Source organism: Intestinimonas butyriciproducens (genome assembly GCF_004154955.1).
In the GTDB taxonomy this organism is placed as follows: Bacteria; Bacillota; Clostridia; order Oscillospirales; family Oscillospiraceae; genus Intestinimonas; species Intestinimonas butyriciproducens.
Map to the genome: position 1 here is coordinate 2953863 of NZ_CP011524.1, position 19579 is coordinate 2973441.

20 protein-coding genes and 3 tRNA genes are annotated in these 19579 nt (G+C 58.6%); 4 read left to right on the forward strand and 19 right to left on the reverse strand.

Annotated elements, in window-relative coordinates; all coding sequences use genetic code 11:
* Nucleotides 1–3: 3 nt before the first annotated feature.
* The 7 genes from cas1c to SRB521_RS16360 all read right to left on the reverse strand — a co-directional run bounded on the left by cas1c (nt 4) and on the right by SRB521_RS16360 (nt 8161).
* Nucleotides 4–1035, reverse strand: a complete 1032-nt coding sequence (gene cas1c / locus SRB521_RS14580; RefSeq protein ID WP_075704672.1) for a type I-C CRISPR-associated endonuclease Cas1c — start codon at nt 1033–1035, stop codon at nt 4–6.
* The gene (gene cas4 / locus SRB521_RS14585) at nt 1032–1694 is read right to left on the reverse strand and encodes a CRISPR-associated protein Cas4 (protein WP_075704673.1); all 663 of its coding nucleotides are present in this window, start codon (nt 1692–1694) and stop codon (nt 1032–1034) included. Before cas4 ends, cas1c begins: the two co-directional genes overlap by 4 nt.
* Nucleotides 1684–2535: a type I-C CRISPR-associated protein Cas7/Csd2 gene (cas7c, locus tag SRB521_RS14590; protein ID WP_116722326.1), complete on the reverse strand. Its 852-nt coding sequence runs from the start codon at nt 2533–2535 to the stop codon at nt 1684–1686. Before cas7c ends, cas4 begins: the two co-directional genes overlap by 11 nt.
* On the reverse strand, nt 2536–4302 hold the full coding sequence (gene cas8c, locus SRB521_RS14595) for a type I-C CRISPR-associated protein Cas8c/Csd1 (RefSeq protein ID WP_116722325.1): 1767 nt from the start codon (nt 4300–4302) through the stop codon (nt 2536–2538).
* Nucleotides 4302–5030, reverse strand: coding sequence for a type I-C CRISPR-associated protein Cas5c (gene cas5c / locus SRB521_RS14600; RefSeq protein ID WP_033116947.1), 729 nt, complete (start codon nt 5028–5030; stop codon nt 4302–4304). Before cas5c ends, cas8c begins: the two co-directional genes overlap by 1 nt.
* Nucleotides 5031–5034: 4 nt before the next feature.
* Nucleotides 5035–7425, reverse strand: coding sequence for a CRISPR-associated helicase Cas3' (cas3, locus tag SRB521_RS14605; RefSeq protein ID WP_116722324.1), 2391 nt, complete (start codon nt 7423–7425; stop codon nt 5035–5037).
* 577 nt (nt 7426–8002) lie between these two features.
* Entirely contained in the window at nt 8003–8161 is a 159-nt protein-coding gene (locus SRB521_RS16360) for a hypothetical protein (protein WP_165816317.1), read from the reverse strand.
* A 149-nt stretch (nt 8162–8310) separates the two neighbouring features.
* Between SRB521_RS16360 and SRB521_RS16365 the strand changes: the two genes are divergently transcribed.
* The 4 genes from SRB521_RS16365 (at nt 8311) to SRB521_RS14615 (ending at nt 9570) form a co-directional block, all read left to right on the forward strand.
* Entirely contained in the window at nt 8311–8481 is a 171-nt protein-coding gene (locus SRB521_RS16365) for a hypothetical protein (RefSeq protein WP_165816316.1), read from the forward strand.
* The gene (locus tag SRB521_RS14610; protein ID WP_116722322.1) at nt 8474–8665 is read left to right on the forward strand and encodes a helix-turn-helix domain-containing protein; all 192 of its coding nucleotides are present in this window, start codon (nt 8474–8476) and stop codon (nt 8663–8665) included. The genes SRB521_RS16365 and SRB521_RS14610 overlap by 8 nt, the downstream gene beginning before the upstream one ends.
* Nucleotides 8666–8822: 157 nt before the next feature.
* Entirely contained in the window at nt 8823–9008 is a 186-nt protein-coding gene (locus tag SRB521_RS16370) for a hypothetical protein (RefSeq protein WP_165816315.1), read from the forward strand.
* A 235-nt stretch (nt 9009–9243) separates the two neighbouring features.
* Nucleotides 9244–9570 carry a tyrosine-type recombinase/integrase gene (locus tag SRB521_RS14615; RefSeq protein WP_116722320.1) on the forward strand — a complete coding sequence of 109 codons (327 nt, stop codon included), beginning with the start codon at nt 9244–9246 and terminating at the stop codon, nt 9568–9570.
* A gap of 131 nt (nt 9571–9701) precedes the next feature.
* Here SRB521_RS14615 and SRB521_RS14620 read toward each other — a convergent pair.
* The 12 genes from SRB521_RS14620 to SRB521_RS14675 form a co-directional block, all read right to left on the reverse strand.
* Nucleotides 9702–9777: transfer RNA gene (locus SRB521_RS14620), tRNA-Val, on the reverse strand.
* Between the two features lie 15 nt (nt 9778–9792).
* Nucleotides 9793–9867: transfer RNA gene (locus SRB521_RS14625), tRNA-Glu, on the reverse strand.
* Between the two features lie 27 nt (nt 9868–9894).
* Nucleotides 9895–9971: transfer RNA gene (locus SRB521_RS14630), tRNA-Met, on the reverse strand.
* A 186-nt stretch (nt 9972–10157) separates the two neighbouring features.
* The gene (gene vanR, locus SRB521_RS14635) at nt 10158–10850 is read right to left on the reverse strand and encodes a VanR-ABDEGLN family response regulator transcription factor (RefSeq protein ID WP_033116952.1); all 693 of its coding nucleotides are present in this window, start codon (nt 10848–10850) and stop codon (nt 10158–10160) included.
* An 86-nt stretch (nt 10851–10936) separates the two neighbouring features.
* The gene (locus SRB521_RS14640; RefSeq protein ID WP_033116953.1) at nt 10937–11176 is read right to left on the reverse strand and encodes a hypothetical protein; all 240 of its coding nucleotides are present in this window, start codon (nt 11174–11176) and stop codon (nt 10937–10939) included.
* A gap of 86 nt (nt 11177–11262) precedes the next feature.
* Complete coding sequence (locus SRB521_RS14645; protein ID WP_116722319.1) at nt 11263–12033, reverse strand: TIGR03915 family putative DNA repair protein; 771 nt, start codon at nt 12031–12033, stop codon at nt 11263–11265.
* A 10-nt stretch (nt 12034–12043) separates the two neighbouring features.
* Nucleotides 12044–13315, reverse strand: a complete 1272-nt coding sequence (locus SRB521_RS14650; protein ID WP_116722318.1) for a putative DNA modification/repair radical SAM protein — start codon at nt 13313–13315, stop codon at nt 12044–12046.
* 143 nt (nt 13316–13458) lie between these two features.
* On the reverse strand, nt 13459–13920 hold the full coding sequence (locus SRB521_RS14655) for a VanZ family protein (RefSeq protein ID WP_075704679.1): 462 nt from the start codon (nt 13918–13920) through the stop codon (nt 13459–13461).
* Nucleotides 13921–13977: 57 nt separating this feature from the next.
* Nucleotides 13978–15714 (reverse strand): ABC transporter ATP-binding protein, encoded by a 1737-nt coding sequence (locus tag SRB521_RS14660; RefSeq protein WP_116722317.1) that lies wholly within the window; start codon nt 15712–15714, stop codon nt 13978–13980.
* A gap of 111 nt (nt 15715–15825) precedes the next feature.
* On the reverse strand, nt 15826–17268 hold the full coding sequence (locus SRB521_RS14665; protein WP_165366653.1) for a polysaccharide biosynthesis tyrosine autokinase: 1443 nt from the start codon (nt 17266–17268) through the stop codon (nt 15826–15828).
* The gene (locus SRB521_RS14670) at nt 17255–18757 is read right to left on the reverse strand and encodes a tyrosine-protein kinase domain-containing protein (RefSeq protein WP_058118524.1); all 1503 of its coding nucleotides are present in this window, start codon (nt 18755–18757) and stop codon (nt 17255–17257) included. The genes SRB521_RS14665 and SRB521_RS14670 overlap by 14 nt, the downstream gene beginning before the upstream one ends.
* Nucleotides 18758–18768: 11 nt before the next feature.
* Nucleotides 18769–19575, reverse strand: coding sequence for a DUF5011/hyalin repeat domain-containing protein (locus SRB521_RS14675; protein WP_058118525.1), 807 nt, complete (start codon nt 19573–19575; stop codon nt 18769–18771).
* Nucleotides 19576–19579: the final 4 nt, after the last annotated feature.

The window sequence follows — 19579 nt, forward strand, 5'->3', positions numbered from 1 at the left end:
CTATCACTTCCACAAAAAAGGTGGGTAAGCGTCCAAGTCTCCCCGGAGATAACGGGCCAGCAGAAGTGCCTGCGTATAGGGGATCATCCCCCATGGGAGCTTTTCCTCCAGATAGGGGTGGGTCAGTGTCTCTTTTTTCTTTTCCTGCCAATGTTTCAGAAATGTTTTCCTGCCGCCGTCGGCCAGCAGCACCGCGCCGCTCTCCATATATTGAAAATCTCCCGCCTTGACCTGGCGGTTGTTGATGAGCGTGAGCACAAAGCGGTCCGCCATGCAGGGACGCAGTTCCTCCATCAGGTCCAGGGCCAAGGAAGTCCGACCCGGGCGGTCCCGGTGCAGGAATCCCACATAGGAATCCAGCCCCACACTCTCCAAGGCGGAGGCGCAGTCGTGGGCCAGCAGGCTGTAGGCGAAGGAGAGCATGGCGTTGACGGCGTCCAGCGGAGGGCGACGGCTGCGGCCCCGGAAGGAAAACGTCTCTTTATCCCCCAGGATCATCTCGTCAAAAACGCTGAAATAGGCGGAGGCTCCCACCCCCTCCAGGCCCCGCAATTCCTCCGGAGCGCTTACCTCCTTGACCTGAGACAGCAGTCCGTAGATTTGCTTGGAGGCGGAGACCAGTTTTTCGCCGTCCACCCGCAAACCGTGGTCCCGGCGGGTGCGCTCGATGCTCCAGCGGGCGTTGAACAGCTTGCCGAAGATCATAGTGCGGCTGATCTGACAGCATTGAGTGGGATCATCCCCGGTCCGATATTGTGTCCGGCGGAGCAGGACGTTTCCGTTCCCCTCGCCGCACACCCGGGCCAGAAATTTTCCTCTGGGGGTACAGAAAGATAAGCCGATCTGACGCTGGGCGCAGACGCCCATCAGCGCGGGGGACGCCCCGGCATAGGAAAAGGTAATGATATTCTGCAAGGTATGTAGAGGATAGCGGGCGACAACCTGCTTGTCCCGATTGGCCACCACATTCTCCCCGTCCAGGGACAGGTAAATATCCTCTGAGAGGATGTAGAGGGTATTGAGCAGATGTTTCATTTCAGCTCCTCCATGGCAGCGGCCAAATAGTCCGCAACTCTTTTGCAGCCCATCAGCTTTGGAAGGCACAGGACTTTCAAAGAGCAGGCGTTACAGGCCTTGGACGGCTTGACCTTGGGTGTGTGGCGCCTTTTATACAGCTCATGCATCTCCTTCAGGTTATCTTGAACCTGCCCGCGCAGTTCAGGCGTAAAGGGGACCACCGTCCGGCGGCGGGGCTCTCCGTAATAGAGTGCCCCCTCCGGGACGGCACAGCAGAGCATCTCCTCCAGGCACATGGCCTGGGCGCACAGCTGAAGCTCGTCCGCACTGTGTTTCTTAGGCTTGCCCCGTTTGTACTCCACCGGATAAGGCAGCCACAAACCTTCACGATTTTGCAAAGCAATTCCGGCAGGGGCTCTGTGGAACTCTACCGCGTCGCACTGGCCGGAAACACCCAACTCCGTCGAGTGGATGGCCAGCCCCCTGACGGTCAGACAGTCCCCCCGGCTCTCCCGAAATTCCTGGTCGTGGACGCGCTCGTGCATGAGATGGCCGTCCACCGTGCGGTAATTCTCCGCCCACTGACCTTCAATGTGGATCAGCGCCCACTGGCGGCGGCAAAAGACAAAGTGCTGCAAACCCGAAAGCTGGAGATAATCCTCTTCCTTAAATCCCATTCAGAATCTCCGGCTCCAGTCCGGCCAAAGGCTCCAATGTAATCTTGTAATCCTCCGCGCAGGCGGGGATGGCGTCAGAAGCAATCAACTCAGCCTGGACCGAACGGTGGACCTTGGCGGAGGAATACTGCCCATCCTTGCAGTTGTGGTGGAACCAGTAGAGTCTGACCACCTCCATGGAGCCCTCCGGCCGGGCGGAAGAGGCGTCATTGACGAAGAGGGTGCGCAGACACTCCTTCAAAATATCGGCGTCCTTCTCAGTGAAGCCGGTTTTTTCCGCAAGCTGAACATTGATAGAGCCCTTGATCTTATAGAGACCGAAGCGGACAAAGTGCTTCATGCCCATGGTGTCGGAGGAACGGCCTTTGTCGTTGCTCTCACCGTTTACACTCTTGGTGATCTGCATATCCTCTATCTGCACGGGGGAGACGCTGACACCCTGATGTACAGAGACCGGGCCCCGCACACCGATGGACATGCCTTTTGTGTCCTTAAACGCAAATACCTGGCCGAAAGAACGTACGTCCAGCCATGTTTCACAGGCCTTTTGTGCATAGTCTTCTGAATCCTTGAACTCCTTCGCTTTTCCCAGAACGGCGGAGGCCCGGTCGCTGAGACTTCCGCATCCGTCTTCACACCGGTCAGCGGACTGGACAAACACGGCCTGTCCCAGATCCTGCATCCGGTTGCGCAGCTTGCGCTTGATGCACACGTCGCTCATTTCCCCTAAACCGTTGTAGTCGGTGCGGGGGCTGTTGCCGTTGAGAGGGTCGCCGTTGGGGTTTGCCATGGTGGCGGATACAAAGGCCACAAAGTCGATTTTGTTCTGTAAGATACCCATTTAAGACTCCTCCTCTGTCTCTTGTTGATCCGTTTTTTCGCTGCGGTAGGCCCGCTGATGGGAATATCCCAACAGATAGATATCATCCAACTGCTGGTTCAGTGTGCTGTCGGAAGGAGAAAAGCTGTCCAGAATATCATCAATCATATTCTGGTAATATCGGTAAAGTTTTGGTTTGGACTGTGCCAGACGCTTGTTGTAGGGCGCTAACTTGTCCCATAGGGCGGACCATGTTGCCATTGGGCGCAGCGTAAAGACTTTCTGCATTCTTATGGCGTTGGTCTCCCGCCGGTCCTCGTCAGTATAGGTGCTGTTTTCTATTGCGTCCGCGATGGCTAGCAGGCGACCGAACAGATAGCTCCGGTCGGAACAATTTTTGTCTAAAGCCATATCCCACTTCTCCTTTGAATGGTATTTTCGAATGGCCGCGCAGGCTGTGAACAGCAGTTTTTGGCGGTTCTCTCCTTCATAGAGCAGGAGATGGGAGGCTTTTTCCACCAGGGCCCGCTCGATATCCAGTGGGAATGGCGCTTTGTCCACCCGGCAGGCCACCAGCCGCTGCATCTGCTGCTTCAAGATGCGGTCATCAATTTCTGCTTTTCCGTTTCGGGGTGTCCCGAAGGCCCAGCTGACAATTTGGAACAACGAAGGTGACTGGATCCCATAGGGACCGTTTTCCCAACAGCAGGAGACCTCCCAGTCGTGCAGCCGGTCCAGAAAATCGGAGGCCAGCAGTTCGTTGTAGTAGGTGACGGCCAGACGGCCTGTGGTGGCCGCGTCGAAAGCGGCGATCACTACGCCCGCAGGCGGGCGCAGGTCCTCTTTCCAACCGGAGAGAGCCTCCCACAGTTGCTTTTGATACTGGCTGGGAGTGGCCGCCCGCTGAACGTTTCCTCCACCTTTGCGGCCCATGGGGCCTGTCACCTTGGGAATTTGGATGCCCTGGGGACTCCAGCAAACAAAGGTCCGCCCGCCAAAAGAGACGCTCTGGTTGGCCACCAGCCACCGCAAGGCGTTGTGGGCCTTCTGGGATGCGGTATAGCCTACCGTCGCGGCCTGCGCCGCATCGTCGAACCGTCCCCGGTATGTGAAGCCGCTGGAGTCGTTGGCGGAGATCAGCTTGGCGTTTCCGTTGATGGGGATAATCCCTTTTGGATGCTGTCCGGCGGGAGCTTCCATTTCGCCGGAAACCATGCACAGTGCGGGCGGCGTGTCCGCCCGTTTCGCGGCGGTGTAGTCGATAAATGCTTTCATAAGCGTCTGGTCTGTCCAGCAAGGTCCGTTGAGTTTTTCCCCTAAGCCGTTGACCTCCCAGCAGACCATCGCTTTCTCTTCGGCAGTAATACCCGCCTGACTCAAATCTGCCAAAATGGTTCTATCCTGCACATAATTTAAGATGGCGTGCAGTTTTGGATGGGAAAAGGGTGAATTGACCCATGCGGACAGCTGTGACACATAGTGGCTGTACTCCACTTGGTTTTGGGGCAGCAGATACCGCAGGTAATCGCATAAGGGGTGGGGAAGTTCAGCAGCCTTGACCGTTCGTCCTGCTGATTCTTCCGTTGCGGGAATGATAATTTTGGGGACGTCCTTCTCTAACGCCTGAGCGGTGATAAAGTTTCCGTTCTGATCCAAAGTGATTTTGATTTGCGGCCGCGCCATCATGTGGGAGATTGGTGCCAGCGGCTCCTTTTCTTTCTCATACATGATTCCAACCCGGCCGGCCATCGCATCGTAGGTCTCACAGGCCTTTTGCAAAAGCCCCATCACTCCACCTCCCCAAATTCCCGCAGACCGGAGAAGTTTTCCATATCAATCCCAAAGGGTTTCATTTCCATCTTGCGCAGAGGCTTGGTGAGCGGACAGTCCTCCGGACGGGGGAAGGTGATAACTCCCTGCTTCATCACCGGATACCAAAACCGTGCAGTCATTTTTCCCTGGGTCTCGGTGGAGTAGGCCTCGTCAGCATAGGTGATACCGTGATACATCAGACCGAAACTCAACTCCGGCAGCTTGTCATAGGCGCTTGGCTCTTCTCCAAATACACAGGGCTCCACATATCCCTGGCACTCCCTGGCCCCCAGGAAGATATCCCGACGGCCGCCTTTTTCGATCATCCGTTTGGCGATATTGTGGTGCTTGTTCTCACTGCGGTCCTGAGCAAGCTCCGGGCGGTTCTCGTTCCACTCAAAATGGGCCCGTATCTGATAACGGCAGTTTTTCAAATAGGTGTAGTAGGACAGGTCGTTTTTGCCGTCCTGGTAGTGGATGGGCCGGATACCCTTTACCTCGGTTTGAATCTGGTTCATGACCCGGACCGCGTCAATGTACCAGATCAGTGTTGGTTTCCAGTACACAGAGGACAAAATGCCTTTCAATGCTTCATAGGTAGGCACCTGATAGCTGCATTTCTCCCCGCCCACCCGCATGATCGGGTCGGAGAAGAGGCCATAATCCCCTGTGACCTGAAACTCCACAATATTTGGGTGCCGCATCGTATCACCTCCACAAGAATTCAAGATTTGATTCACCCATAGAAAAGCCGGTCTCCGCACTGTAATGTCCGCTGAGTCCCAGCGCACCGCCCTGGAGGGGAATCAGGCTGTGCTCCTCGTTCAGACGGTCAATTTGATATTGGTACAGTGAGACGGTATAGGGCTTTGCCGCCTCCAAAAGAGAGCGCAGATAAAACGGGTCCCGTTGGGCTTTTTCACTGCATAAACCGGAAATGAGCGCTTCGCTTTCTTTGTAGGGGACTACCACGTCCGTGGTGTTTTCCTCAAAAACTTCAAAAAGGGTTCCGGCCAGCCGGAATGCCTGATTGAAATAATAAGGGTGCTCCTGAGCGTATTGGCCGTTCAGCGACAGAAGGGAAAACAGTGAGGGGCGGTCTTTTACACAGTAGTCATGGTGCCCCGCCGGTTCCCGGCGATACAGCGCCCGGTAATAGTATTCGATGGAAGCATCAGAATCCAAACGGTGCTGAAACTGTTCCGGGCGAGCTGCAAATTCCGCGATGAGTTCTTGGGTGGCGTCTTTGCCCAGCTGGATGTCTGGCAAATGGGAGAGGTTCTCCTGCTGGCACTCTACCAGATAGACCGGAGCCAGGACACCGGGCCTGGCCTCGCCGTTGCGGTTGCAGCGGCCCGCTGCCTGGACCACGCTGTCCATCCCGGCGGACAGGCGGATCACACAACCGAAGGAGATGTCCACCCCGGCCTCAATGACCTGGGTAGAGACACAGACTGTTTTTTGACTACTCTGCCCCAGAGCGCTTTTCAGCTTGTTCAGCGTGTCCCTCCGATGGGTCACGCACATAGCGGCAGAAAGGGAAAACAGAGCGAAGCTCTTGTCCTTCAGGAGACTATACAGATGTTCTGATTGATTCTTCTTGTTGCAGACAATCAGCAAACTATCGACATGCTCCAGCTTTTTTACGGCAAAATCAGCGATCTGTTCCAAGGACATTGATCCGACACTTTGAATATCTGTTCGCTGGAATACTTGCCAAAGAGCGGGATTGTATGGGACAATATCACGGATCGGGCCATGGATTGGATGCTCGATCTGCTCCGTACAGGGTTGGGTGGCGGAACAGAGAACCACTGTAACTCCGCAAATCTCCGCTAAAAAGTTAACCGCCAGAGAAAACAGAGACAACATTTTGCTGGGAACTGTCTGCACCTCATCGATGACGATAACGCTGTTACAAAGAGAATGAAACCGCCGGATACAAGTGGTTTTTCCAGAGAATAGGGTATTCAGCAGTTGAACCAGAGTAGTGATGATGACAGGGGCCTCCCAAGTCTCGGTAAGAAGTTCTCGCTTGTCCAGTTGCTCACTGTTTTCCTCTGTGCGAACCAGATTGGAGTGATGCTCCAAAATCAGGCTGTCGTCCTGAATATATTTTCTAATCTCCTTTGCGTTCTGATCCAAGATGCTGAGCAGGGGAGAGGTGAAGATGATACGCTGCTTTCGATGCCGGCGGGCGTGGGCGAGAGCAAATCGGAGGCTGGACAAGGTCTTGCCGCCGCCGGTTGGTACATTTAGACGGAATACGCCGCCGGGCTGTTCCGCCGCCTGTCCGCATTGGTTCGAGATTGTGCGTCGGGCCTGGTCAATGGGAGTTTTTGAGGGCAGCGTGTTCAGCTTTTCCTCTGTCTGTGTCAAAAGAGTGAACCACATCTGTTCCAGCTCCTCGCCGCTTCGGGCAGGAGGGAACACGACACCATTCATGGAGATTGCCGTATCCCGTCGGTCTCCCTCAATCACTGCGGAGAGCAGCAGGCGGGCGAGGAGCCCGGAGTAAAACGCTGTTTCCTGGTCATAACGTTCATCGCTGGCTTCCTCTCCAGTCATGGCGCAGATGTATTCCAGGACCGGTGTTAACTCTTTCAGGGCGGTTTGAAACCGTTGGTCAAGCTCCTCTTGGTTGATGCAGAAACGGAAAAAGTTATCCTTTGCCTCTTCATAGCCGATCTCTTTCTTAGTCAGTCGGTGCCGAAAACCGTTTTTTTGTTGGTCATCCACACAATCAAACAGACCGCCATGATGCCCGCCGACGGCTAAGGCCAACAGTTCAGCGGCGATGTCTGCCAGATCCTCTGGCGGCTCATGGTGATATCGCTCCAGAAGAAGACGTACTCCAGCGAAGGTGTGATTCACCGAGCCGCGTGTGCCAGCTCCATCCTTTATGTAGTCTTGGAACTGCTCTGAGTATTTTCCGAGATCATGCAACAGCCCCACCGCCTCCCCAGCGGCGGAGAGGCCAACGGGCTCCAGTGCCGCTGCCGCATATCTTGCGGTATTATGGCAGTGTTCACTGACCGATTGGACGGCGATTATTTTGTCAGATGGATCCCTCTGAATGTGTGCCAGGTAGCTTTCCATTGGTCCCACTTCCAAATGCGTGATTTTATTATAAAATACAACATCTGCTGTCCAATAAACTGGACAATCTTTTGCCTCGGAAACAAATTTTAGATAATTGGAGATTGCCTTGATGGCAAAACTTTACCCTAGGGCCTCATTTTTGTCAACGTTTAACTCATCTTTTTCATTGAATATAAAATGGTATTTGCAAAAAAATTTTACGTGATATACTAAATTAGTCTCTGACAGATACAGCAGTTAGAGTGGATTGAAAAAATGAAAAAGAGGGGTTTCCCTAGCAAGACAAGGCGGCGATAGATTTTCTATCGCCGCTATTTTAAGGTAAAACTTGACTTAGGTAAAGAAACTTCAACTATACAAGCCAGGTGTAAAGGGGTAAAATGGGCTTGTATTTCAGGGCGGAGTAAGTTAGGGCGGAATGGAGAGGACCAGGGGCGTAGTATGCCCTCTGCACGGCTCTTGGCGGCTTTGCCGCTTAGAGCCGTGGCGTACCCCTTGTGGGTGCCGCCGGACCGGTTTGACCTGGAAGTAAATAGAGGTAGAATATATTTTTTAGAAAAGATGTACTTCAATGTTAAAACAATATGAAAACCTTTTGCTCCATCTGGACAAACTCCACCGCCACAACCGGCAGGGCAGCTTCAAACCCAGGGAGCGATATATGAGGCGATGAAACGCTTTTGCCGCTTTCTGGCGGAGCGGTACCGCTTTTCTGGACCGGCTCAGATTCCATTTGCGTAATACAGCCCGCGGGCATAAGCTGTTCGTTCCCGACAACCGTTTGACCCACGAGGCGATCAAGGACTTTCAGCGATTCCTGGCAGACAACCGGCCATTGGCCCAGGACCCAGACTCCGACCGGCCTATGACCTTTCACGGGCTGTGGCACACCCGGGCGGCGGAGCGGAGTGGTATCAGGAACGCATCCAAAAGGGGAGGAGCCCCTATCAGGCCAGGAAAGAGGTTGCTAAGCTGCTAGGACATGGCCGGGATGATGTGACCCGTATCTACCTCGCTTCGCTGAAGAAGAAGGGAGGCGATGGGGATGGATAGACGTCCTACCTCCTATGATGACCTTCCCCTGACGCTGTCGGTGAGAGAACTGATGCCAATACTCTCCGTCGGCAGGAATACGGCCTATGAGCTGATACATTCCGGACAGATCAGAAGTGTTAGAATCGGCAGAAGAATCTGTATCCCCAAAGCGGAGGTTCTAAGGTTTTTGAAAAATAACTGAGTAACCCTAGAAATCAAGTGCCATTATATCGCATCCGAACGCCGGATGTGATATAATGGGTTTGTAACAGCGGGTACTCTATCCTGTTGGAAAAGAGTTTTTATGACAGGAAGCCTGCAAATTAAAAAGAATAAATATTGTGCCGTCCTATCTTGGCATGAAGGAGAAAAAGGACAATAAGCGCAGAGCGGAAGCCTTTTTGAAGCAGGAGATGGACAAGCCGGAGAAGATCCAGGACCACCACTTGACCGGGACAAATCAGCCCCTTCCTGCCCTTTATGGAGCAGTGGCTGAACGAGGTGGAGAGGTATTCCATCCGCGTTACGACCTTGGAGCAATATAAGGCGGTGTTCCGCAACGTGATTTCAATATTCCCGACATTTCAGGACGTCACGCTGCGGGGATTGGCCCGAGGTCTGCGGCCTGAGATGGGAGTCGGTAGATTTTGAGAAAGGCACGATCTCCATCTGTCATACTGCGGTGAGCAGCAAGAATGGCGTGATCTATGCCGATGCGACAAAGACACGGAGCAGCTGCCGTACCCTACCGCTGACAGCCTCCATGGCGGAGCATCTGAGATGCGTGCAAAAGAGAAGGCGTTTCTTGGGGCTGCCTATGTGGACAGTAGATATGTGTGCGTGGGTCCGGACGGAGCTCCGCTGACGCCCAATGCGGTCTCTATGCACTTTCGGCGGATGATCCGGAAAAACGGCCTGCCTTACATTCGCTTCCACGGGCTGCGTTACAGCGTAGCCACACTGCTCCATAGCGCTGGACGGGACATTCAGGATATTCAGGGATGGCTGGGCCGCAGTGACATCTCCATCACCGCCAACATCTATTCGCACTTTCTCTACTCAGCAAAGCGGGATATGGCGGATTCCATTGATGCAGCTTTAAGGTAAGGGTTACTGCCACGTTACTGACAGAAAAATCCCGCCTGTTAGAAATCCGTTAGAAATTTTAAGAAAGCAGCCCAAAAAGTTGGACAAAGAAGAAAACACCGTCAAAACCAAGCGGTTTTAACGGTGTTTTCTGGTGGAGACAACAGAACTCGAATCTGTGACCTCTCGCGTGTGAGGCGAGCGCTCTACCAGCTGAGCTATGCCTCCATATGGGGAACGTGTTGGTGACGCGTATGGGAATCGAACCCATGTTACCGCCGTGAAAGGGCGGTGTCTTAGCCGCTTGACCAACGCGCCATGGGGTGCGGTGCAGCTAGTGCTGCATGGTAGCGGCACCTGGATTTGAACCGGGGACACTGCGGGTATGAACCGCATGCTCTAGCCAACTGAGCTATGCCGCCAAATAGGCCCCGACGAACAGGGCAAGAGTTAGTATACCCGATTTGTCCACGGTTGTCAACAAGAAATATCTGATTTTTTAAAATTTTTCCGTCGCCGGGGAGGCCAAATTTTTGGGCCCGCCAGACAGCTCCTTTATTCAGCGGAAACGGCACTCCTGGGACCGCTTTCCAATATCGGGGCAGGCCCTAATCGATCTTGTAGCCCACTCCCCACACTGTTTTGATAAAGCGGGGGTCCCGGGAGGGCTCCCCCATTTTTTCCCTCAGGCGGCGGATATGCACCATTACAGTATTGTTCCGGTCCAGATACTTCTCGCCCCACACCGTCTCGAAGAGACGCTCGGCGGAGATGACCTGCCCCCGGTTTTCGCAGAGCATCCAAAGGATATCAAACTCGATGGGGGTAAGATTCAGCTCCTGGTCATAGAGCGTACATTCATGGGTGCTGCGGTTGATGACCAGACCGTTAAAGTCGATCACATCCCCTGTAGGCGGTTTCTCCGTCCCATTATAGCGGGTGTATCTCCGAAGCTGCGCCTTGACCCGCGCCACCAGCTCCAGCGGATTGAAGGGCTTGGTGATATAGTCGTCGGCCCCGATGGTGAGCCCGGTGATCTTGTCCATATCCGATCCTTTGGCCGTGAGCATGATCACAGGAAAATGGTACTCCTTGCGGATCTCCCCACAAAGGACAAAACCGGACATGTCCGGGAGCATCACATCCAGCACGGCCAGATCCAGGCTCTGCGCCCGGACGCAGGCCAGCGCCTCCGCGGCTGTGCCGCAGGTAAAGACGGTGAATCCCTCGCTTTTGAGATAGACCCCTACCAGGTCCGCGATCTCCGGCTCGTCGTCCACCACCAGGATATTGGCCTCCATATCTCTCACCTCTTCCCGGATATTATATCCACCGGGGCGCAGGCAAGTCAACGCCTCCTGAGAAAAGATAAGAAAATCATAAGGTTTTAGAAGAGCCATTTGAGAAGGCCGGCGCACAGCAGGGCCGCCCCCGCCGGAATGAGGTTCTCCCACCGGAAGGGCCGGTCCAGGAGCCCCTTGACCAGCAGCACCACGGCGGCCAGATTCAAAAACCAGGGCAGCAGGCCGAAGAGAATGGCAAACGGCAGCCCGATCAGCAGCAGCGCCACGCTGACGAGCGCCACCCCCACCACACACAGAATACTCAACGTAAGCAGCGTGATCATCGTAAGTTCCCTCCTTTGTGTTGGTCCTATCCTACCATTCTTCTCTGAAACCACCATAAAGGCAAGATTAAAAATAGGTAAAATCGTTATCGCTCTCCCAGCCCCGGCTCAGTCTGGAACTCGGTCATGGTGTTCCAGTAGCGTTTGGGCATATGGGTCATACGGCACTTGGGATGATAGCGTCCCTCGATGGAGACGGTATCGTAGAACCGCCGCCATAGCCTGCGGTAATCCAGCTCCGTCTCCCCCGGCGCGCCGGCACAAAACGCCTCCAGCGGTACAATGGCCCACCGCCCCGGCTGGTAAAACAGCGCCTCCCGGTGTGTGCGGTCGTAGATGACGAACCGCTCTCCGGAGTACCGGGCGCAGAAGTGGGGCCGCAGCAGGGGGAGGACCCGGTTTTTAGGCTCGATCTCCGCCGTCAGCACGCCGCCCTGTTCGGAGAAACGGAGGAAGCCCTGTAGCTGGTGAGCCTCGCCCTTCAGATGGGTCAGAGCAGTCACCAGCGGCGCCACCCGCGGGTCCGTCAGGTCCCGCACCACAGCGGGGCCGATCCGGTACCCCAGCCGGACAAACGCATAGATCCGCTCCTCCTTTTCGGGCATACAGGTGAGGAAGCCACGGGTCACCATGCGCTGTGCGTCCAGCGAGATCCTCTGGCTGAGAGAGCGGTACACCCGCCCGGCATGGGCTTCCTCGGTCTCCACCGCCCGTTCGGGATAGAGGGAGATGCGGGGATCCTCCGGCGTGGAGAAGCTCACAGGCAGTTCTTTTCGGACGTAGCTCTCATAGATACAGGTGAGGAAACCCGCATAAGAGCCGTCATAGAGATAGGCAAAGGGCGTTCCGTGGTCCATAAGGGCCTCCTTATCCGGCATTTTGCGCAAAGAGTGAGAGCTGCTCCGGAACGTCTCCGGCCAGCAGCGGCCGTTCCAGCGCCACCATCTGCCGCAGCACACTGTCCGGCTTCACGCGGCTCAGCCCCGGGAGCATCCGCCCGGAGCAGGTGAGGAAGTACTGCGCCCGCTTGAGCACCACGCCCAGCTTTTTGAGCCCCTCAAAGGTGATGGGGCCCACCCGCCGGGCGGTGAGGATCCGCCGCGCCGAACGCACCCCTATGCCGGGGACCCGCAGCAGCCGCTCATAGTCCGCCCGGTTTACCTCTACCGGAAATTCCTCCAGATGCCGCAGCGCCCAGCAGCATTTGGGGTCCAGGCGGGGGTCGAGATCCGGGTGGCCCTCATCCAGCAGTTCCGTCGCTTCAAAGTGATAAAACCGCAGCAGCCAGTCGGCCTGATACAGCCGGTGCTCCCGGAGAAGGGGTGGCTGGAAGCCCTGCGGGGCGGGCAGGAGCTTGCTGTCGGACACGGGCAGATAGGCCGAATAAAAGACCCGCTTGAGCTGATACTTCTGATAGAGCCCCTCGGTAAGGCGGAGGATATGGAGATCAGACTCCGGCGTGGCGCCGATGATCATCTGGGTGGACTGTCCGGCCGGAGCGAACCGGGGAGCGCCCCGGTACAGCCTGAGGGCCTGCCCGGACTCTAGAATGGCCTCCCGAATCTGGGCCATGGGGGTCAGGATGGAGGCCCTGGTCTTGTCCGGGGCCAACGCTTTCAGGGATGCCTCGGAGGGCAGCTCGATGTTCACGCTCATCCGGTCCGCCAGCAGTCCCAGCCGATAGGTGAGCAGCGGATCCGCTCCGGGGATGGCCTTTGCGTGGATGTATCCGGCAAAGCCGTACTCCTCCCGGATGAGGCGCAGGGTCTCGATCATCCGCTCTGTGGTGTAGTCCGGGTCTCTCAGCACAGCAGAGGAGAGGAAAAGCCCCTCGATATAATTGCGCCGGTAGAAGCCGATGGTGAGCTCGGCCAGCTCCCGGGGCGTAAAGGCCGTGCGTGGCACGTCGTTGGAGCGGCGGTTCACGCAGTACTGACAGTCGTAACAGCACGCGTTGGTCATCAGCACCTTCAGCAGCGTCACACACCGCCCGTCGGCGGAGAAGGAATGGCAGCATCCCCCCAGCACCGTGGAGCCCAGTTTTCCCGGCCGCCCCGCCCGGTCCAGACCGCTGGAGGTACAGGCCGCATCGTATTTGGCCGCATCGGTCAGAATGGTCAGCTTGTCCAGCAGCTCCACAGTTCTTTTTCCTCCCGTTATGAAACATTTGTACTAGTATTATAGTTCTCGAACAAATGTATGTCAACAGGAAAATTTCTCCCTCCATGCAGCCGCGCCGCCCAGGCCCTGGAGGGCCGGAGCGGCGCGGGACATTGTCTTTTTTATGCGGCGTACCTTTTCTTCCTCCGCAGCACCCCCGCCGCCAGTGCCAGCAGCAAGCCCAGCGCCGCACCCCCCAGGTCCACCCAGATGTCGGACACCTTTCCCGCCCTCCCTTCCACAAAGAGCTGGATGGTCTCATCGATCAGGGCGCAGAAGAGCGACGCGGAGAGTACCCCGGCACACAGGCCCCGCCCGGTCCGGTCCCGGTTTCGCAGGCTCCCAGTGAGCAGCGCCGCGAGCACCAGATACTCCGCCATATGGGCGCCCTTGCGCACCAGCGTCTCGGTGAGAAAGGGGGGAAGGCACAGCGCCTCCAGCAGCGCCGAAAGGCCCGAGAGCACCGCACCGCTCTCCTGTGAGGAGACGGCGGCGGGCTGGAGGGAGTGCCCCCAGATGACGCCCAGCCACAGCAGGGTCAACACGGGGTAACATCCGATCCTTGACTTGGAGACGTTTTGCATGCCGGGATCCTCCTTTTTTGAGATGCCTGGGGCCTGTTTGAACTATGGAAACACGCCCTAGCACGGACCCTCCTCCACCCTGCCCTCCCGGATCTGGTAGACCCGGTCGGCCATGGCAAAGACCGTGGGCCGGTGGCTGGTGACAATGCAGGTGCGTCCCCCCTGCCCTGTGAGCAGGTTCCGGAGCACCCGGGCCTCGGTCTCCGCGTCCAGCGCCGAGGTGGCCTCATCCAGCAGCAGGACCGGAGCGTCCCGCAGCAGCGCGCGGGCGATGGAGAGGCGTTGGTTCTGCCCCTCGGAGAGCCCCGCCCCCTGTTCCCCCAAAGGGGTGTGTATCCCCTGAGGAAGCCGGCTGACGAATTCGTAGGCGCAGGCGGTCCTGAGGGCCTCCTCCAGCATCTGGTCGTCGGCATCCGGCCGCAGCAGGCGCAGGCTCTCGGCGATGGTGCCGGAAAAGGCGGCCTTTTCCTGGGGCACATAGGCAAAGAGGGGACGAGTACAGGCCGACACAGGCAGGTCCTCCTCCCCCGGCGCCTGGAGGATCGCCGTCCCGCCCTGGGGTCGGATCAGGCCCAGCAACACCCGCAGCAGGGTGGTCTTACCCTCGCCGGAGGCGCCGGCCAGGGCCACCAGCTCCCCCGGACGCGCCAGGAGGGAGACCTCCTCCAGCACCGGACGGTCCGGCGCATAGCGGAAGCTCACCCGGTCCAGCCGCAGCGTAAGCCCCTTTCCCCGTCCCGCGGCGGCCATTCGCTCCACCCGCCGCGCCAACGTAGGGGCGACCTCCGGTTCACGGGGGAGGTCCAGCACAGCCAAGATGCGCCGGGCGGCCACGGTCGCGGAGATGGCGCCGGGCACCAGCCCCACCAGGGCGGAAAACCCGGCGGAGAGCTGCCCGGCGAGCTGCAGAAACATGACCATCAGGGCAAGGTCGATGTATCCTGTCCACAGCCGGTAAACGCCCCAGGCCAGACAGGTATAGGAGACCGCCTGCCCCATCAGGGACATCAGAGAAGAGGTCAGGATGGAAAAGCGGTTGAAGTCCAGGCTGGCCTCCCGCCAGCGGGCCTGTTCCTCCCCCTCCCGCGCGGTGAACCGCCCCGTCAGGTCGAAGGCTTTGATGGCCTGCATATTCTGGAGGGCCTCCTCGTGAAAGGCCATCAACTGGGCGTTGGCTCCCCGCACCCGTTTCTGATGCTCCCGCATCCGTCCCATCAGGGCACGGGAAAACAGCAGAGTCACCGGGGCGCTGAGCAGGGCCAGCAGGGCCATCACCGGGTCATACCACAGGATCAGGATCAGGCAGGCCGAAAACTGGAACAGACGGATTACCAGGCTGGGCAGCAGTCCAAACACGCTCCCCGCCACGGTGCCGACGTCCCCGGTCACCCGGCTGAGGAGATCGCCGGAGTGGAATGCCTGGAGGGCGCTCCAATCCGCCTGGAGAAAGCGGCGGAACACGTCGGCCTGCATCTCATTCTGGATCTTCAGATTCACCTTGGTGGAAATGCGGCTGTTGAGGGCGGAGAGGCCCAGGGCCACCAGCCCCAGCAGCACATAGCCTGCCGCAAGGGCCGCCACCTCTCCCCAGGCCCGATGCGCACCCACCACGGCGGTGGTGAGGGTGCGGGAGAGAAGACTGCCGCCCAAGCCCAGCCCCGCCACCAGGAGCCCCAGAGCGATATACAGCGCGATTTGTCCCCGGTAGCGCCTGGCATAGCGGTAAATCCAGCCTAGCTCCTGGCACATTTCCTGCAGATAGCCCTCCCGCAGCTTGTCCCATATTTTTTTCATCCCTGCCAGGATACTCACCCCCTATCCGCATAGAAACGGGCCGCCGTCCCGGTCGGGACGGCGGCCCCCGTTTTTCAGCGCCGCGCGCAGAGGGGACCGCCTTCACGCCCCCTATTTTTCCTGCCGGTAGGCGTGATATTTCCCGTAGTGGTCACCGCCGTACCCGTACCCATAGCCATACCCGTAGCGTCCCCCACCGCCGGAGGCTCCATTGAGCACACAGCCCATCAGAGGAGTCCCGCTGCCGGCGAGAAACTGGAGGCTGTCCAGGATATGGGAGACCTGGGCGGTCCCGGAGCGGACCACATACAGGGAGGCGTCGGCCAGTCCGGCCAGCGCCGCCCCATCGCCCAGCAGACCGCAGGGGGGCGTGTCCAGGATCACGTAGTCGGCCTCCTCCCGCAGGGTGGTGAGAAGGGCTTCCAGGCGCCTGGACTCCATCTGTCTGCGCGGATTGGACGACGGCTCATCCCCGGCCAGCAGGCGGACCTGCGTCCCCTCCAGCGTCAGCAGGTGCTCCCTGGGATCTGCGCCCCGGAGGTTCAGCAGCTCCGGCGCCCCCCTGGAGGGGACGCTCACCCCCAGGCAGCGCTTGACGGAGGGCTTGCGCAGATCCAGGTCCACCAGAATGACCCGCGCGCCGTTCTGGCTGAGGGTCAGGGCCAGGTTGACAGCCACGGTGGTCTTTCCCTCGCCGGGGAGAGTGCTGGAGACCATGATCACCTTGCGCCCCTCGGCCGCCCGGAGGAACTTGATGCGCAGGCTACGTACATTCTCCAGGAAAGCGCCGGATATCCTGGGGTTTTGGATGGAGATGGTACGGTCGAATTGCCCGGAGCGCCGTTTGAACCGCACGGCGGGCAGGGAGGCAAGGCATGTCTGATTGAGTCGACGCTTGACCTCCTCCGGCGTGCGGACAGTGCACCGGGTCGCGGCGAAGAGCAGCACGACCGCCAGCCCCAGGGCAAGGCCCAGCAGCGCGCCCTTGCAGATGCTGCGTACCGGATCAAAAGGGGCGTCGGGCTGGGCGGCCACCGCAGGCTGGGTCAGAATGTGCATCTCAGTGCTGCCCACCACGTAATCGGCCACCCGGGGATAGATGCGGATGACCGTCTCCAGGATGTCGTAGGCGTCCTGGGCGCTGGTGCTGGTGACCCGGAGGGAGAAAAGGCTTGTGTTGTCCACCGCCCGGGCCGAGATGCTGCCGTTGAGCCAGCTCACTCCCAGCTCCTGCCGGAGCAGGGATTGAAGAAGGTCGGACTGCAGCAGATAGGGGAAGGTCTTGGCCAGTTGTTCGGCCGTGGCTTTGTCATAATAACTGCCGCTCCCGGCCATGTCGCTGAGGGCGGACGCGCTGGTCTCGATGGTGAAGGTGGCTTCGGAGTGGTAGAGCGGCACATAACTCCTCCAGGCACGCACCCCCATCGCGGCGGCGCCCAGCAGCGCCAGCAGCAGCGGCACCCAGAACAGGCGGCGCAGGGCCCGTCCCAGCTCCGGCAGAAGGCGGTACAGATCAATCCGGCCCTCTTCCTGATCCAGCTTATGTTCTTCCATGGTGACTCCCCGCCTGGTCGGACGGCGCGGCTCCAGGGCCCTCCCCACCGTCTCGGTCTTTTCGGCCCGCGCTTTGGCCATAACCGTATCCGTATTTATAGCCGTATCCATACCCATATCCGTAGCCATAGCCCCTGTGGTCGGTGGAGAAGGGCATGCTGCGCACATCGTTGAAGACACAGCCCAGCAGCCTGGCCCGGCTCTGGCGGAGCATATCCGCCGCATCGTTGATCCGCCCGGCCGGGACCCCGTCCTGCCGGACCACCAGCAGCGAGGCATCCGCCTGGTCGGCCAGGGCTTCCACGTCAGAGAAAAGGGCGATGGGGGGCGAATCGATGATGATATAATCCATCTCCGCCCGCGCCTGGCGCAGCAGAGCCGCCATGTTCTCCGAGGGGATGAGCTCCGCCGCCCGGCTGTTGGAGCGGGTGGAAAAGAGGGCGTAGAGCGGATACTGCTCCAGATATTCCGGCTCATAGGGGATCTTGCCCTCCAGCAGATCGGCCAGCTCCCGCTCCGGCTTCCGTCCGAAGAGCTTGTACTGCGCCGCCTTGTGGAGGTCGGCGTCGATGAGGAGCACCTTCTTGTTCCGCTGGGCCAGCGTCAGGGCAATGTTGGCGCAGACGGTGGATTTTCCCTCGTTCTCCGCCACACTGGTGACCAGGAGCACCTGGGCCGACTCTTTCTGGAGGGCATAGGTCAGCTTCACTCCCAGCTTATACACCGACTCGGTGAAGTGGAAGCTGGCCACCGGCATGGTGATGAGCAGCCCCTTGTTGGCCCGGCGCAGCTTTGCCCGCAGGGTCTTGTTCTTCACCTCATGGTGGAGGGTGGAGAAGAGTTTCACATCCAGCTTGCGCCGGAGGGCGGCGGTGGTCTGCACGGTGTCGGAGCAGAGAGCCGCCGCCAACAGCAGCGCCGTCATAGCCGCCGTGCCGACCAGAAAGGCCTGCCTGCGCACCCGGCTTATATCCACCGGATTGGAGGGGGCTGTCGGCACGGTGGGACTGTCCAGCTCCTTGAGGATCACGTTTTGGAACACATGCTCGGAAACAGTGTCATAGTTCTCCAGCATCAGCTTCAGGGTCTGAAAGGCGTCCTCAGGCGAGTCCGCCGTGACCCGCAGGCTGAGCAGATTGGTCTCGGGCAGCACAGTGGCTTTCAGGGTGCCCGGCAGGCTCTCTACGCCCAACTGACCGGCGGCCACTGAACCAAACATATTGCTCTCAAAGAGCTGGGTAAAGGTGTCCGCGATTTCGGCGGACATGCTCAGGTTGGAGAGCACGGTGGAGTAACTGCTCCGTTTGACACTGACGGCCAGCACGGCACCTGCGGTGTACTCTGGGGCATACAGGTTCTGGACGGCGATCTCCGTCCCCATAAGGGCGATGAGCCCTGCCGCCAGGATCAGCAGCCAGTTTTTCCACAGCCGCCGCCACAGACACAGGGGATTGAGCTCCGACATGGAAAACATCTGCTTTTCTTCCATCCCGCGCCCCCTCATTCCACAACGACGTAGAGCACGGCGGTCCCCTCGGTCCCCGTCGGCCCGGCGCAGGTATAGCGCACCCGATAGGTCCCCGGCACGGAGGTGTCCACCTGTGCGTCCACCGTCACCGTCTCCTCGGCACCGTAGGTCACCGACTCCAGATACTCCATGGGCTGAAAAACCGCGTCCCTGGCCAGATAGACCAAATATTCCGTCAGGTAGATGCGCGGCTCCCCCTGGGCCTGGTTCCTGATGACGATGTCCGCCGTGAAGGAGGCGGTATCTCCCAGGCTGTTGGTGACCTCAAAGGTGACGGGGTAGGTCCCCTCGGCGTAAGCGGAGAGGCCACTGCTGGTCACCTTGATGCGCTCGGACACATCCCCGTCGATGAGATCCGTGGCGGTCAGCCGGTCCCGGATCTGGACCGCCGTCCCCACGGAATAGCGCAGCTCCCGGGAGAGGGCAAATTTGGGGGGCGCGTAATCGGTATAGCGCACGGTCCGGGTGCGGTGGGCGACGTGGGCGTCGCTGTCCACCACGGCATATGTAATGGTGGTTTCACTGCCCTCGATGGTTTTGGCGATCCCCTGGATGAGTACCCTCTCGGTGAGGTCTCCATCCTTGTCGTCCCAGGCGGTGACTCCCTCCAGCAGCTTTTCCCGGCTGTTTTCTCCTACAGAGATGACCAGGGGCTCATCGGGACACTGGAGCACGGGCAGGGTGCGGTCCTCCGCCCGGTAGTGATAGTACTCGGACGCGGCAAGGGCGCTCCCGGTGAGCAGGAAGAGCACCAGAGTGAAAATTTTCAGCTTTTTCATGGCA